We start from the raw sequence: 15,631 nt of genomic DNA, 5'->3' as shown, positions 1-15,631 counted from the left end.
GCGTCCATGGAAAACCGATCATGCGTCAGTTGCTCGCGACCGCCTTCCTCGCCGCCAGCCTCGCCGCCGCGCCGGTGTCCGCCGAGCGCCGCAGCGACGAACACAGCTACGCCGAGCCGGACAAGGTCCGGATTGCCGACATCGGCCTGAACCTGCGCATCGACTTCGAGCAGCGGGTGCTGCGCGGCCGTGCCGACCTGCGGCTGGACTGGCAGGATCCGAAGCACCGCCAGCTGGTGCTCGACACCCGCGACCTCAACATCGAGCGCGTGCTCGGCAAGTCCGGCGATGGCGGCTGGCGCCGGCTCGACTTCGAACTGGCCGAGGCCGATCCGGTCTTCGGCAGCAAGCTCACCATCCGCATGGCGCGCCAGTACGAGCTGGTGCGCGTGCGCTACCGCACCTCGCCGGAGGCCTCCGGCCTGCAGTGGCTGACACCGGAAATGACCGCCGGCAAACAGCACCCCTTCATGTTCAGCCAGTCGCAGGCGATCCACGCCCGCAGCTGGGTGCCCTTGCAGGACACGCCCTCGGTTCGCTTCACCTACAGCGCCCGCATCAGCACGCCACCGCAGCTGATGGCGTTGATGAGCGCCGACAACGATCCCAACGCGGCGCGCACGGGCGACTACGTGTTCCGCATGCCGCAGCCGATCCCTTCCTACCTGCTGGCGATCGCCGCCGGCGACCTGGTGTTCCGGCCGATCAGCGCGCGCGCCGGTGTCTGGGCCGAACCGGTCATGGTGGAGGCCGCGGCGGACGAGTTCGCCGATACCGAGCGGATGATCCAGGTCGCCGAATCGCTCTACGGCCCCTACCGCTGGGAGCGCTACGACCTGCTGATCCTGCCGCCGAGCTTCCCGTTCGGCGGCATGGAGAACCCGCGCCTGAGCTTCATCACCCCGACGGTGATCGTCGGCGACCGCTCGCTCACCGGCCTGATCGCCCACGAGCTGGCGCACAGCTGGTCGGGCAACCTGGTCACCAATGCGAGCTGGAAGGACATCTGGCTCAACGAGGGTTTCACCACGTACGTCGAGAACCGCATCGTCGAAGCGGTGTACGGCGTCGAGCGCGCCCGGATGGAACGGGTCATCCGCCGCACCGGTCTGCTGGCCGAGCTGCAACGGCTGGAGCCCGCGCAACAGCTGCTGGTGCTGGCACCGATGCCGGGCGAGGACCCGGACGAGGCGCTGTCCTCGGTGCCCTATGCCAAGGGCGCGTGGTTCCTGGAGTTCCTGGAGCAGCGCTTCGGCCGCGAGCTGTTCGATCCGTTCCTGCGCGGCTGGTTCGATGCCCATGCCTTCCGCAGCGTGACCAGCGACGACTTCATCGCCTACCTGCGCGAGCACCTGATCAAGAAGAAGCCGCGGGCCGTCACCGAGGCCGAGCTGCAGGCCTGGCTGCACCAGCCCGGCGTGCCCGAGTCGGCGCCGGACACCGTCAGCGAACGCTTCGCGGCCATCGACCGCGCCCGCGCGCGCTGGCTCGAGGGCCGCCTCGCGGCGCGCGAGATCGCCACCGGCGACTGGTCCAGCCTGGAGTGGGTGCACTTCCTCGAAGGGCTGCCGGAGACCCTGCCGGCCAACCAGCTGATCGAACTGGACGAGGCGTTCCGCTTCACCAACACCGCCAACGGCGAGATCGCCATGCGCTGGTACCCACTGACCGTGCGCAGCGGGTACTTCGAAGCGCGGCCGGCGATCGCCGCCTTCCTGAAGAAGATCGGCCGCCGCAAGCTGATCATGCCGATCTACGAGGCGCTGGCGCAGTCGCCGGAGGGGCTGGAGTTCGCCCGCCAGGTGTTCGCCGAGGCGCGGCCGGGCTACCACCCGATCACCACCGGCGCGGTCGAAGCGCTGTTCGCCCGTGCCGCGCAGGCACTGTCGGAGTGAGCCGGTGCGCCGGCGCGCGGGCCGTCTCCTGCTCGCCGGCGCCGGCGTCCTGCTTGCGGCGGGCCTGCTCGTCGCCCTGCTGCGGCCGGAGTGGCTGCTGGAAGGCGAATACGCCCGCCTGCGCTGGCTGGCCGGCGCGCAGGAGAAGACCCTCCACGCCGCCGGCCATCGCTGGGCCTACCTCGAAAGCGGCCGGGCCGACGCACCGCTGATCGTGCTGGTGCACGGCTTCACCGGGCTCAAGGAGGGCTGGCTGCCGCTGATGCGCGAGCTGCAGGACGAATACCGCCTGATCGCGCCCGACCTGCCCGGCTGGAACGAGAGCGAACGCCAGCCCGGCGCCGACTACGGCGTCGAGGCACAGGCCGAGCGCCTGGCCGACTTCCTCGCCGCGCTGGACGCCCCGACCGCGCTGCTGGTCGGGCATTCGATGGGCGGCTTCACCGCCGGCCTGACCGCCGCCGCACACCCCGGGCGCGTCCCGAAGCTGGTGCTGATGTCGGCCGCCGGCGTGCGCTTCGAGATCAACGATTTCGCCCGCCAGGTGCTCGCCGGCGAGCACCCCTTCGCCGTCACCGACCGCGCCTCGCTGCACCGCTACCTGGCGCTGATCTTCAGCGATCCGCCGTTCGTGCCGTGGCCGGTCGACGAAGCGCTGGCGCGACGCCGCCGCGCCAGTCTCGAGTTCGAGCGCGAGGTGCTCGACCGCACCCACCGCGAGCCGCAGGCTTTCCTGCTCGAGACGCGGCTGCATGCGCTGACCATGCCGACCCTGCTGCTGTGGTGCCGTGACGACCGCGTGATCGACGTCAGTGCGGCGGACGTGTTCGCCGCCGGCCTGCCGCACAGCCAGACGGTGATCCTCGAAGGCTGCGGACACATGCCGCCGATGGAGCGGCCGGGCGAGGTGGCCGACGCACTGCGCCGGTTCGCGGGCGGAGCGCGCTGAGCGCGGGTGCTCGCTACCGCCCGGACGGTCGTGTCCGGGCGAATCCTGACGCGGTGGTCGTGCAGGGGGCGGTTCGTCGCGAACGCGCCGGCCTTCGGGTCGAGACAACGCCGATCGAGTCGCGCTGCCGCGCGTGATGGATGGCGTGTTGGGCCGCTGCGTGTCGCGCAGCGGCCGGACAAGTCCAGGATGGACTTGTCCAGACCTTGCCCGATGCCTCCGTCAGCCTGCCGGCGACCGGCCACTCGCGCGCGTTGCCCGCAAGGACGGCATCGACATGCCGCGTCAGGGCAGGAACATGCCGCAGCCGTCGAAGCGCTCCTCGCCGACGCGCAGTTCGACGCGGGTCTCGAAGGCCTCGCCGCTCATCGTGTCGTGGCAGGTTTCGCGGTGGATGCGCAACTCGACCGCCAGGCCATCGGCCATGCCGCGGTAACCGAAGCTGCGGTTGCCATCCTCATCGAAGGCTGTGCTCCGCGGCAGCGTCAGGCGGCGCTCGCCATAGTCGAGCAGCAGGCGGATGGCGGGCGCGTCGCCGCGTGCGACTTCGGCTAGCCAGCCGGGCTCCTGGCCGATGGCGCGGAAGCCGGGTGCCGGGTCCGCGGACGTGGGCCCGCCGTCTCGCGGCGCCGCGCCGTCCTGCGAGGCGGGCGAACAGGCGGCGGCGGACAACGCGACCAGGGCGGTCGCGGCGATGGCGCGCATGGCGGGCTCCCTCGGACTGGCGTGTCGCGGGCCAGTCTCGGAACGCGGCCATGAATCGCGGGTGAGCGTGGCCACGCGACCGGCAACGAAAACGGCGCCCGGAGGCGCCGTTTTCGCGTCATCGCGATGGCGCGATCAGTTCGCGCCGGCGTCTCGCATCGACGCCTCGCGGGCGGCGCGGAAGGGGTTGCCCTCGTACCACTCGGGCCAGCGGTCGGAGGTCACGAGCTCGCGGCCGACCTGATAGAGCGCGTCGAGGTCGTCGACGATGCCGCGCAGGTCCCAGTTCGGGTCGAAGTGGTCGCCGGGCTTGTGGTAGCGGTTGGCGGTGTAGTCGCGCACCAGCTCCATGCCGTACTCGCGGCCGTGCTCGCGGTGGTCGACGCCGCCCTTGGCGTAGAGCGAGGGCACGCCGGCCTTGGCGAAGTTGAAGTGGTCGGAGCGGAAATACATGCCGACTTCCGGCTGGCTCTCCTCGACCAGCACGCGACCCTGCGCGGCGGCGATCGGCGCGAGGATGTCCTCCAGCTCCGAGCTGCCCTTGCCGACCACGACGAAATCGCGGGTCGGGCCGATCGGCTGGATGGCATCGATGTTGATCGTGGCCACGGTCTTGTGCAGCGGGATCACCGGATTGGAGGCGTAGTACTTGGAGCCGAGCAGGCCGGACTCCTCCAGTGTCACCGCCAGGAACAGCACCGAGCGCTCCGGCGCCGGCTGGGTGGCGAACATCTCGGCGATCTCCAGGATGCCGGCCACGCCGGTGGCGTTGTCCACCGCGCCGTTGAAGATGCGGTCGCCGACGCCGCCGAAGCTGCGGCCCAGGTGGTCCCAGTGCGCCATGTAGATGACAACCTCGTCCGGGCGGGTGCGGCCGGGCAGCAGGCCGAGCACGTTGTTCGACACCGCCTCGCGGGTGCTGCTGCGCAGCGTGGTGCTGATCGCGGCGTTCAGCGGCACGGACTTGAAACCGCGCTGCGTGGCAGCCTGGTACTGCGCCCGCAGATCGAGACCGGCATGGGCGAACAGCGCCTGTGCCACCTCCTGGGTGATCCAGCCCTGCAGCGGGAGGCGCGGCTCGGGATCGACGCTGGTCGGCAGATCGAACTGCGGGCCGGTCCAGCTGTTCTCGACCACGCCCCAGCCGTAACCGGCGCCGGCGTCGTCGTGGACGATCAGCGCGCCGGTGGCGCCCTGGCGCGCGGCCTCCTCGAACTTGTAGGTCCAGCGGCCGTAGTAGGTCATGCGGCGGCCTTCGAACAGGCTCTCGTCGCCGGTGTGGAAGCCGGGGTCGTTGACGAACATGACCACCGTCTTGCCCTTGACGTCGAGGCCCTCGTAATCGTTCCAGCCCAGCTCCGGCGCATGCACACCGTAGCCGACGAAGACCAGCTCGCTGTGGTCGAGCACCACCTCCGGCTGCCCGGTACGGGTGCCGATCACCATCTCCTTGCCGAACACCAGCGCGCGGGCCTCGTCACCCAGGTGCAGGGTCAGCGAGGTGTCCGGTGCGGCGGTGGTTTCCACCATCGGCACCGCCTGCAGCCAGCTGTCGCCGTTGCCGGGCTGCAGGCCCAGGCGCTCGAAGTGGCCCTGGATGTACTCGATCGTCTTGCGCTCGCCGGGGCCGCCCGGGGCGCGGCCCTCGAACTCGTCGGAGGCCAGGGTCTGCACGTGGGCGGCGAAATCCTCGGCCGAGATCTCCGGGCCGAAGCTGTGGTCGGTGACCGGCGGTGGCGCCACGTGCGATACCGCGGGCGCCTCGGCGGCCGGCGGCGGCGCGTCTTCTTTCGAGCAGCCGGCCAGCGCGAGGCTGGCGACGGCGAGGGCGAGCAGGCTGCGTTGCATGATCCGGGGGTCTCCAGCGCGGACGTGGGAACCCCGGATTCTATCCACAACCCGCGGCCGCGGGCGCGGGACTTATGGCATATCGCCGGAGAAGCGGCGCGGGCTGGCGCCGCTGACGTTGCCGATCTTAGCGGTTTCGTGGACGAACAGCTCGACCTCGCGCTCGAACACCAGCTCGCCGAGCACGCTGGCGCCGGGGCCGATCACGATGCGCGGGTCGCGCGACTGGCCGCCGAACAGGTTCCAGCGGAAGCCGCTGCCGCTCGGCTTGCGCACCGTCAGCCCGCCACGCACGGTCGAGCCGGTGCCGACCGTGACATCGCCGTTGACGGTTTCCAGTCCGCCACCGACCTCGGTCGCCTCCATCTCGATGCGGCCATTGACGGTGCGCACCTCGCCGTCGACGCGGCTGTTGCGGTCGATCCGCACGCCGCCGTTGACGGTGGCGACATTGCCGGCGACCTGCACGCGCTCGCCCAGGCGGATGCCGCCGTTGACCGTCTCCAGCGCGCCGGCCTGGGCCTCGTCGTCGACGGTGATGCCGCCATTGACGGTCTCGGCCGAACGCACGACCGCGCCGGCGCGGATGCGGATGCCGCCGTTGACGGTGTCCAGCTTGCCGTAGTGCTTTCCGGCCTCGGCGGTGATGGCGCCGTTCAAGCGACTGATGTTCTCCTGGGCGGCGACGCTGCCACAGGCGACGGTCAGGGCCAGGGCGAGCAGGATGCGTTTCATCGGGTGTCCCTCCGGGTGGTGGTGGCGGTCCGGAACTTCGATGCCGACGTCACGGCGACGGTTTAAACGGCTCCGATACAATCCTTTTTTTCGACTTCACCGGCCCGTGCCGGAAGACCCGGATGACCGTGACCCGACCCAAGCCCGTGCTGCTGCTGATCCTGGATGGCTGGGGCCATCGCGAGGATCCCACCGACAACGCCATCGCTCAGGCCGATCCGCCACACTGGCGGCGCCTGCTGGCCGACTGCCCGCACACGCTGGTGCACACCGAAGGCCGGTTCGTCGGCCTGCCGGACGGGCAGATGGGCAATTCCGAAGTCGGCCACATGAACATCGGCGCCGGCCGCATCGTCTACCAGGACCTCACCCGCATCGACGCGGCGATCGAGGACGGCAGCTTCTTCGCCAACGCCGAGCTGGTCGCCGCCTGCGAGGCGGCGAAGCGGGCCGGCGGCACCCTGCATCTGTTCGGCCTGCTCTCGCCCGGCGGCGTGCACAGCCACGAGGCGCACATCCTCGCGATGCTGGAACTGGCGAAGCGGCAGGGCGTCGAGCGCGTCGCCGTGCACGCCTTCCTCGACGGCCGCGACATGCCGCCGCGCTCGGCCGGGCCCAGCCTGCGCGCCTTGCAGGCCAAGTGCGAGGAACTGGGCAACGCCCGCATCGCCAGCGTCATCGGCCGCTACTACGCGATGGACCGCGACCAGCGCTGGGACCGCGTCGAGGCCGCCTATCGCGCCATCGCCGAGGGCGAGGCCGAGTTCGCCGCCACCGATGCGCTGGCCGCGCTCGATGCCGCCTACGCCCGCGGCGAGAACGACGAATTCGTCAAGCCGACCGTGATCGCCGGCGGCGCGCCGATGCGCGACGGCGACGCGGTGGTGTTCATGAACTTCCGCGCCGACCGCGCACGGCAGATGACGGCAGCGTTCGTGAAGCCGGACTTCGACGGCTTCGCCCGCCCGCGCCCGATCGCGCTGTCCCGCTTCGTCTGCCTGACCGAGTATGACGCGAAGCTGCCGGCGCCGGTCGCCTTCCCGCCCGAGGATCTGCGCAACACGCTCGGCGACGTGCTCGCGGCGCACGGCCTGACCCAGCTGCGCATCGCCGAGACCGAGAAATACGCGCACGTCACCTTCTTCTTCTCCGGCGGCCGCGAGCGGCAGCTGCCTGGCGAGGAGCGCATCCTGGTGCCCAGCCCCAAGGTCGCCACCTACGACCTGAAGCCGGAGATGAGCTGTCCGGAAGTGACCGCGAAGCTGGTCGAGGCGATCCGCGCGCGGCGTTTCGACTTCATCGTCTGCAACATCGCCAACCCCGACATGGTCGGCCACAGCGGCGACATGCAGGCGGCGATCCGCGCGGTGCGCGCCGTGGACGACGCGCTGGGACAACTGCGCGCCGCGATCGAGGCGGTCGGCGGCGAGATGCTGGTCACCGCCGACCACGGCAACATCGAGATGATGCGCGACCCCGCCACCGGCCAGCCGCACACCGCCCACACCGTCGGCCCGGTGCCGTTCGTCTACCTCGGCCGCCCCGCCACGCTGCGCGCCGGCGGCGCACTGCGCGACATCGCCCCCACCGTGCTGCACCTGCTCGGCCTGCCCAAGCCGGCGGAGATGACGGGCGAGTCGCTGGTGGTGTTGGAGTGAAGCCGGGACTCGGGAATCGGAAATCGGAAGAAGCGTGCAGCCTGTCCCGCAAGGCCCCACCCCAGGGCCGGAGGCATGACGCACCCCTGCCAGCCGCCAGACCGGCTTTCGCCGCGATGACGAGTCTGTGATGCTCTTTCCCGCTTCCCGACTGCCGCCCCCCTGACATGACCCCTCGCCGCGTCCTGCTCGTCCTGCTGCTCGCCCTGCACGGCCTCCCGGCCGCCGGGGCGCAGGACCCCGCGCAGCGCAAGCGTCAGGAAACCGAAGCCGCGCAGAAACTCGAACAGGTACGCACGCAGATCCGCACGCTCACCCAGCAGCAACGCCAACTCGAGGGCGAACGCGGTGAGGCGGCGCGCGCGGTGCGCGAGGCCGACCAGCAGGTCGGCGCGGCGGCGCGCGCGTTGCGCCAGACCGAGGCCGGCATCGCCACCCGGGAGGCCGAACTGGCCAGGCTCGAGCGCGACAAGGCGACGCTCGAACAGCGCCTGTCCAGCCAGCGCGAGACGCTGGCGGCGCTCATGCGCTCGGCCTATGCGCTCGGCCGCCACGAGCAGCTCAAACTGCTGCTGGCGCAGGACCGGGTCGCCGACCTCGCCCGCGTGATGGCCTATCACCGGTACCTGCAGGCCGACCGCAGCGAACGCATCCGCGGTCTGCTCGACGAACTGCAGGCGCTGGCCGACCTGGCGAAGCAGGTCGAGGACAAGCGCGCCGATCTGCTCGCCACCCGCGACGCGCAGCAGCGCCAGCTGGCCGAGCTGGAGGACCAGCGCGCGCAGCGCCGCGCGCTCGTGGCCGAACTCGACGCCCGCCACAAGGACTCCGCTGCCCGCATCGCCGCGCTCGGCCGCGACGAGAAGGCGCTGGTGCAGCTGCTCGAACGCCTGCGCGACGCGCTCGCCGACGTGCCGCGCCAGATCGAGGACGGCCGCCCCTTCGCCCAGCGCCGCGGCACGCTGCCGTGGCCGCTGTCCGGTGCGCTGCTGACCGGCTTCGGCGGCAAACTGCCGGACGGCCGTGCCTCGGAAGGCTGGCTGATCGCCGGCACCGCCGGCGCCGAGGTGCGGGCGATTTCGCACGGCCGGGTCGCCTTCGCCGACTGGCTCAAGGGCTACGGCCTGATCGTGATCGTCGACCACGGCGACGGCTGGATGAGCCTGTACGCCCACAACGACGCCCTGCTCCGCGATGCCGGCGACTGGGTGCGCGCCGGCGACCCGCTCGCCAGCGTCGGCAGCTCCGGCGGCCAGGGCCGTGCCGCGCTGTACTTCGAGCTGCGCCAGAACAGCAAGCCGGTGGACCCGCGCAACTGGCTGCAGCGGCGGTAGGGCCGGGAGCCGGAAACCGGGGACCGGGATGACGGGACTGTGATGCTTTTTCCCGAATCCCGGCCTGCGTCTGGCATCCCCCGGACCCGCGCCACATAATCGACCGCATGAACAAACGCGCGCTCTGCCTGCTGCTCCCGCTGTCCTTCCCCGCGCCCGCCCTGGCCCAGGAGCCGCCGGAGATGGCGCCGCCGGCCGAGGCCGTGCCGCTGGAGGAAATCAAGCGCTACGTGTCGGTGTTCCGCACCGTCAAGCAGGCCTATGTCGACGAGGTCAGCGACGAGCGGTTGATGCAGGCGGCGATCCGTGGCCTGCTCACCGATCTCGACCCGCACAGCGCCTACCTCGACGCCGAGCAGACCCAGAGCCTGAACGAGGCAGCCACCGGCGCCTACGACGGCATCGGCCTGGAGCTGGTGCAGCAGCCCGACCGCAGCCTGCTGGTGATCGCGCCGATCGACGACACCCCGGCGGCGCGCGCCGGGATGCGCCCCGGCGACATCATCACCGCCATCGATGGCCGCCCGATCGAGGCCGACAGCGTCGAAGCCGCCGTCGCCATCCTGCGCGGCGAGCCCGGCACCACGGTCACCCTGACCGTACTGCGCGAGGGCCAGCCCGCACCGCTGGACGTGGCGGTGACGCGCGAGACCATCCGCATCACCAGCGTCCGTGCCCGCCTGCTCGAACCCGGCTACGGCTATCTGCGCATCAGCACCTTCCAGAGCGACACCGGCCCGGATCTGCGCAAGCGCCTGCGCGAGCTCGCCAAGAACGCGCCGTTGCACGGCCTGGTGCTCGACCTGCGCAGCAACCCGGGCGGCCTGCTCAACGCCGCCATCGAGGCCGCGGATGCCTTCCTCGACACCGGCGTGATCGTTTCCACCAAGGGCCGCCTGCCGTTCTCGGCCAGCGAGTTCAGGGCCACCCCGGGCGACCTGCTGGCCGGTGCGCCGATCGTGGCATTGATCGACAGCGGCACCGCCTCGGCCGCGGAAGTGCTCGCCGGCGCCCTGCGCGACCACCGCCGCGCGCTGGTGATGGGCAGCCGCAGCTTCGGCAAGGGCTCGGTGCAGACCGTGCTGCCGCTGGACAACGGCGACTCGATCAAGCTCACCACCGCGCGCTATTACACCCCCAGCGGCCGCTCGATCCAGGCCGCCGGCATCAAGCCCGACATCGTCCTGGCCGACGACTACGAGCGCCGCGCCGACACCCGCCCGCCCAGCCTGCGCGAGCGCGACCTGCCCGGCCACCTGCGCGGTGACGAGGAGGACAGCGTCCCGGCGGACGATGCGGGCGGCGAGGAGGTCGATTTTGCGGTCCGCGAGGCGCTGAACGTGCTCAAGGGTCTGAACGTGTTCGGCGCCCGCGATCCGGCACGGACCGGGGCGCAATGAACGCGCCGGGGCGCCACTGCCCGCCGGCTTGATCGAAGTCAAAAACGGGCGCGGCATCCGCGCCTAGAGTGCACTCGCAGCGACAGGTGCGGTGGCCCAGCCACCGCCAACGCGCGTGCATGCGCCGGGCAACGCGGCGGGGCGGCATGCGCACGCAACGGGCCAAGGCATCACGGGTCGTGGCCGATGGGGAGCGCGCCATGCGAGCCAGCATTTCACGGTTATGGCGATGGTTGCGGCGGCCGAGCGCCGGTGTCGCGGCGGGTACGCTGCTGGGGGCGGGCTTCATCGCGGCGATCGTCTTCGCGGCCGGGTTCACCGGCTTCGTCGAATACACCAACACGATGCCATTCTGCACCTCGTGCCACGAGATGCGCGAGTTCGTGTACGCCGAGTACCGCGAGTCGCCGCATTACCGCAACAACAGCGGCGTGAGCGCCACCTGCGCCGACTGCCATGTGCCGCGCGCCTTCGTTCCCAAGCTGGCACGCAAGATCAAGGCCACCTTCGTCGAAGTGCCGAGCCACCTGCTTGGCCGCATCGACACCCCGGAAAAATTCGAGGCGCACCGCGGCCGCTTGGCCGAGTCGGTCTGGGCGGCGATGAAGGCCAACGACTCGCGCGAATGCCGCGCCTGTCACGACCCCATGCAGATGACGCTGGAGACACAGAAACCACGCGCCCGCGCCAGGCACCTGGACGCGCAGGTCAGTGGCGAAACCTGTATCGACTGCCATCAGGGCATCGCCCACAAGCTCCCCGCCCGGCCCGAAGCGGCGGAGGAAGAAGACTTCACCCTTTGAAACGGCGGCGGCCCGGCCCGCGCGGAGGTGGACCCATGAACCGACAGGCACACGACATCCCGACCACGCACCTGCCCCACGCCGGCGCCTGGTTGCTGCTCCTGCTGGCTGCGTTGCCGGCGCAGGCGGTCGACTGGAGCCGGGTGCCCGAGCGCGAGCTGGTGCTGTTCTACCCCGGTCAGGCTTCATGGGAGTGGGTGTTGACCGAGCGCGACCACAGCGGCGGGCCGAAATTACGCGAGGGCCGCAGCTGCCGCAGCTGCCACGAAGGCGAGGAGCGCGACATCGGCGCCTCCATCGTCGGCGGCGGTGCGCTCGAACCGGCGCCGATCCCCGGCAAGGCCGGCAGCCTTGCCCTGCGGGTGAAGACCGCGCACGACGGCGAACGGCTGTACTTCCACCTGCGATGGAAAGCCGGCCCACCGCTGGCGAAAAAGCTCGACCCGGACGTGGCCAGCCGCGTCACCGTGATGCTCGACGACGGCAGCGTGCGCGAGGCCGGCCGCGCCGGCTGCTGGGGCAGCTGCCACGACGACGCCATGGGCATGGCCAGCGCGCCGACAGGCGGGCGCATCCAGAAATATCTCGGCGCCTCGCGGGTGCGGCTGACCCGCCAGGGCGGCGGCGAGAACCTCAAGCCGGACGCGGAACTCGAGCAGCTCATCGACCAGGGCGTGTTCCTGGAATATTGGCAGGCCAAGCTCAACCCGGGCCAGGCGGCGCAGGCGGTCGGCGCCTACATCCTCGAGCGGCGCCGCATGGATCCGCAGACGCCGGTGCGTGCCGACGCCAGCTTCGCCGATGGCGAGTGGACGGTGCTGCTCAGCCGGCCGCTCAAGGCCGTGGCGCGTGGGCAGAAGACGCTGGAACCGGGCAAGACCTACATGGTCGCGTTCGCCGTCCACGACGGCCATGCCGACCACCGCCACCACTACGTCTCGTTCGAGCACAGCCTGACGCTCGACGGCGGCAACGCCGACTTCGTCGCCGGCAAGCGCTGACCGGCGAAGCGGACCACCGGGGAGAAGCCCATGGACACATCGACGCGATCCGCCCACCTGCTGCTGCTCGCCCTGGCGCTGTGGCTGGCGCCCGCGCTGGCGCAGCCGCCGGTCCACGCGGAAAAGGAGGGCTTCCGCACCTGCACCCGCTGCCACGACGAGGCCGACGAGTACCCGGTGCTGTCGATCCTGAAGTCGCCGCACGCGGTGATGGCCGACCCGCGCACGCCGTTCGCCGACCAGGCCTGCGTGAGCTGCCACGGCCCCAGCGAGGCGCACATGCGTCCGCCACGCGATGGCCAGCGTGCGGCGCCGGACGTGCTGTTCCAGGGCGCGCAGTCGCATACCGCGGCCGGCAACCAGGTCTGCCTGCAATGCCACGAGGGCAGCGCGCGGATGCACTGGCAGGGCAGCGCGCACGACTTCGCGGACTTGAGCTGCAGCTCCTGCCACACCATCCACACCGGCGCCGACCCGGTGCTGGCCAAGGCCACCCAGGCCGACGTCTGCTACGCCTGCCACAAGACCCAGCGCGCCGAGATGCTGCGGCCGTTCTCGCATCCGGTGCACGAGGGCAAGGTCGCGTGCAGCGACTGCCACAACCCGCACGGCGGAAGCGGCCCGACCCTGCTGGCCGCCACCACCGTCAACGAAACCTGCTACACCTGCCACGCCGAGAAACGCGGCCCGTTCCTGTGGGAACACGCGCCGGTGCGCGAGGACTGCACCATCTGCCACCGCCCGCACGGCGCGGTGCATCCGGCCATGCTCAAGACGCGCGGGCCGTTCCTGTGCCAGCAGTGCCACCTGGCGCAGATGCATCCAAGCACCGCTTACAGCGGCACCGGCCTGCCGGGCACCGCCACCCCCTCCGGTGCCCAGCAACTGCTCGGCAAGAACTGCCTGAACTGCCATTCGCAGGTGCACGGCAGCAACCACCCGTCCGGCCCGCGCATCACGCGCTGACCGGCGCCCCACTCCGCGTCGAGGTGCGCCATGACCGCCAGAACGCTCCCACACCGCCCGCTGCTGCTGCGATCGGCGATCGCCGTCGCCCTGCTGACGCCGGCCCTCGCGCTGGCGCAGGAGGACGAATTCACGCTCGACGAGCCCACCACGTCGCCGCCCGACGCCGAGCAGCTCGCCGAGCTGACGCAGATCCGCAACACGCTCGAATTCGGCCTCGGCTACATCAGCGACGACGCCGTCCGCTTCGGCCGCCGGCGCGGCTTCGACGAACAGGGCGGCTACGGTGTGCTGCGGCTGGAGTATCTGCGTCGCGGCCCGCATGACGGGGCGAGCGCCGACTACGTGCGCGTGCGCGCCGACGACCTCGGCCTGCGCTCGCGCGAGGCGCGGGTGGAGTTCGGCCGCCAGGGCGACTACCGCGTGCGCATCGACTACGACCAGATGCCGACCCGTCGCGGCACGGTCAAGACGCCGTTCACCGGCATCGGCGGCAACACCCTCACCCTGCCGGCCGGCTGGGTCGCCGGTGCCAACACCGCCGCAATGACGCGGCTGCTGCCGAACCTGGGCGAGATCGAGCTGGAGGTGGAGCGCCGCCGCGTCGGCCTGGGCCTGGCCAAACTGCTGCCGGGCCGCTGGGAACTGACCGCAGGCATCCGCCACGAGGAGCGCGACGGCCTCAAGAGCCTGGGCGGCGTGATCGGCAACAGCGGCGGCAATCCGCGCGCCGCACTGCTGCCCGAGCCGATCGACCACCGCACCCGCGAATTCGACGCTGCCGCCCGCTACGCCGGCCGCAAGACCCAGTTCGAGCTGCGCTACCACCTGTCCGGGTTCGACAACGCCAACACCGCGCTGACCTGGCAGAACCCGTTCGCACAGATCGCCGGCTGGGCGCCGGGCGTGGGTTATCCGGGCGGGCAGGGACGGGCCGCGCTGCCGCCCGACAACCGCTTCCACCAGGCCAGCGCGCTGGGCGGCTGGAATGTTTCCGCGCGCACCCGCGTCACCGCCGACATCGCCCTCGGGCGCATGACCCAGAACGATCCCTTCCTGCCCTACACCGTCAACCCCGTACTGGCCGCCAGTATCGTGCAGCCCTTGCCGCGCGCCTCGCTCGACGGCCGCATCGACACCACCGTGGCCAACCTGCGCATCAGCTCGCGCCCGCACCCGCGGCTGCACTGGGCCGCCAGCTACCGCTACGACGACCGCGACAACCGCACCCCGCGCGACGAATACGTCTACATCGGCGGCGACTCGCAGAACCAGGACGCGTCCGCCACCAGCAGCCGGCGCCGCTTCAACGAGCCGGCCAGCTTCCGCGAACAGCGCCTGCGGGTGGAGGCCGGCTGGCGCATCGACGGCCGCACCCGGCTGTCGGGCGCGATCGAACGGCGCCAGACCAACCGCACCTACTCGGTGCGCGAGCGCGCCGACGAGGATCTGTTCTCGCTCTCGCTGCAGCGCGGCTTCGGCGAGCGCGTCGATGCCTCGCTGACGCTGTCGCGCGCCGACCGCAGCGGCTCGACCTACCACGGCAGCGAGCCGTTCCTGTCCGGCTACGCGCCGGCCTACACCGCCACCGTTCCCGGCCAATGGGACAACCCGCCCGGCCTGCGCCGCTGGTATCTGGCCGACCGCGAGCGCGAGCGCGCGCAGTTGCGGGTGAACTTCACCCCGACCCCGCGCTGGACCTTCGGCCTGGACGGCAGCTGGGCCGACGAGGACTACACGCGCTCGGAGCTCGGCCTGACCGCCGCCCGCGCCCGCGCGCTGACGCTGGATGCCGCCTTCGTGCCGGCCGAGGCGCTGTCCTTCCACGGCTTCTACAGCCGCGAGACCTTCGACTTCGACCAGACCGGCGCCAGCATCCGCACCGCCACCCGCTTGGCCGACGCCGTCGACCCGGCGCGGCGCTGGCGCGCCCGCCATCGCGACGAAGTCGACAGCGCCGGACTCGGCGTCGCCTTCAAGCCGCGTCCGGCCCGCTACCAGCTCGGCGCCGACCTGCTCTACGCCCGCTCCGACAACGCCATCGATCTGACCGCGGGCAGCGCGCTCAACGTTGCCGCGCTGCCGCCCAACACCACCCGGCTGGACTCGCTGAGCCTGCACGGCGGCTTGCGGCTGCAGGGCGACTGGTCGGTGCGCCTGCGCTACTGGTACGAGCGCTACCGCTCGACCGACTGGGCGCTGGACGGCGTCGCCGCCAACCAGCTCGCCAACGTGATCCTGCTGGCCGAGGACAGCCCCGACTACCGCGCCCACGTGGTCGCGGTGTCGCTGGTCTACCGGTTCTGATGCACGGTGTGCGCACGACGGGTCGGGGCG

11 protein-coding genes and 1 pseudogene are annotated in these 15,631 nt (G+C 71.3%); 9 read left to right on the top strand and 3 right to left on the bottom strand.

What is annotated here, in order from left to right:
• The first annotated feature begins 20 nt into the window (after nucleotides 1-20).
• Nucleotides 21-1,895: a M1 family metallopeptidase gene (locus tag HNQ58_RS03420; RefSeq protein WP_183947381.1), complete on the top strand. Its 1,875-nt coding sequence runs from the start codon at nucleotides 21-23 to the stop codon at nucleotides 1,893-1,895.
• Between the two features lie 4 nt (nucleotides 1,896-1,899).
• Nucleotides 1,900-2,844: an alpha/beta fold hydrolase gene (locus tag HNQ58_RS03415; RefSeq protein WP_183947380.1), complete on the top strand. Its 945-nt coding sequence runs from the start codon at nucleotides 1,900-1,902 to the stop codon at nucleotides 2,842-2,844.
• Between the two features lie 285 nt (nucleotides 2,845-3,129).
• Here HNQ58_RS03415 and HNQ58_RS03410 read toward each other — a convergent pair whose 3' ends face one another.
• The 3 genes from HNQ58_RS03410 to HNQ58_RS03400 form a co-directional block, all read right to left on the bottom strand.
• Nucleotides 3,130-3,549, bottom strand: a complete 420-nt coding sequence (locus HNQ58_RS03410; protein WP_183947379.1) for a hypothetical protein — start codon at nucleotides 3,547-3,549, stop codon at nucleotides 3,130-3,132.
• 135 nt (nucleotides 3,550-3,684) lie between these two features.
• On the bottom strand, nucleotides 3,685-5,397 hold the full coding sequence (locus tag HNQ58_RS03405; RefSeq protein WP_183947378.1) for a M28 family metallopeptidase: 1,713 nt from the start codon (nucleotides 5,395-5,397) through the stop codon (nucleotides 3,685-3,687).
• 72 nt (nucleotides 5,398-5,469) lie between these two features.
• Nucleotides 5,470-6,132, bottom strand: coding sequence for a DUF4097 family beta strand repeat-containing protein (locus tag HNQ58_RS03400; RefSeq protein ID WP_183947377.1), 663 nt, complete (start codon nucleotides 6,130-6,132; stop codon nucleotides 5,470-5,472).
• Nucleotides 6,133-6,254: 122 nt separating this feature from the next.
• On the opposite strand from HNQ58_RS03400, the gene gpmI reads away from it, so the two are divergent.
• The 7 genes and pseudogenes from gpmI (at nucleotide 6,255) to HNQ58_RS03365 (ending at nucleotide 15,601) form a co-directional block, all read left to right on the top strand.
• Nucleotides 6,255-7,790, top strand: coding sequence for a 2,3-bisphosphoglycerate-independent phosphoglycerate mutase (gene gpmI / locus HNQ58_RS03395; protein WP_183947376.1), 1,536 nt, complete (start codon nucleotides 6,255-6,257; stop codon nucleotides 7,788-7,790).
• Between the two features lie 167 nt (nucleotides 7,791-7,957).
• Nucleotides 7,958-9,124 (top strand): murein hydrolase activator EnvC family protein, encoded by a 1,167-nt coding sequence (locus tag HNQ58_RS03390; RefSeq protein WP_183947375.1) that lies wholly within the window; start codon nucleotides 7,958-7,960, stop codon nucleotides 9,122-9,124.
• A 107-nt stretch (nucleotides 9,125-9,231) separates the two neighbouring features.
• Nucleotides 9,232-10,473 (top strand): annotated as a pseudogene (locus tag HNQ58_RS03385) (S41 family peptidase); the annotation flags it as partial.
• A 251-nt stretch (nucleotides 10,474-10,724) separates the two neighbouring features.
• Entirely contained in the window at nucleotides 10,725-11,327 is a 603-nt protein-coding gene (locus HNQ58_RS03380) for a NapC/NirT family cytochrome c (protein ID WP_183947373.1), read from the top strand.
• Nucleotides 11,328-11,362: 35 nt separating this feature from the next.
• Nucleotides 11,363-12,328, top strand: a complete 966-nt coding sequence (locus HNQ58_RS03375) for an ethylbenzene dehydrogenase-related protein (protein WP_183947372.1) — start codon at nucleotides 11,363-11,365, stop codon at nucleotides 12,326-12,328.
• Between the two features lie 30 nt (nucleotides 12,329-12,358).
• On the top strand, nucleotides 12,359-13,294 hold the full coding sequence (locus HNQ58_RS03370; RefSeq protein ID WP_221301126.1) for a DmsE family decaheme c-type cytochrome: 936 nt from the start codon (nucleotides 12,359-12,361) through the stop codon (nucleotides 13,292-13,294).
• Between the two features lie 30 nt (nucleotides 13,295-13,324).
• Complete coding sequence (locus HNQ58_RS03365; RefSeq protein WP_183947371.1) at nucleotides 13,325-15,601, top strand: MtrB/PioB family decaheme-associated outer membrane protein; 2,277 nt, start codon at nucleotides 13,325-13,327, stop codon at nucleotides 15,599-15,601.
• The last annotated feature ends 30 nt before the right edge of the window (nucleotides 15,602-15,631 follow it).

Origin of the sequence: Rehaibacterium terrae, from assembly GCF_014202935.1 — a bacterium.
GTDB classification, from domain to species: Bacteria; Pseudomonadota; Gammaproteobacteria; order Xanthomonadales; family Xanthomonadaceae; genus Rehaibacterium; species Rehaibacterium terrae.
This window is presented reverse-complemented; position numbering and strand designations above follow the sequence as displayed.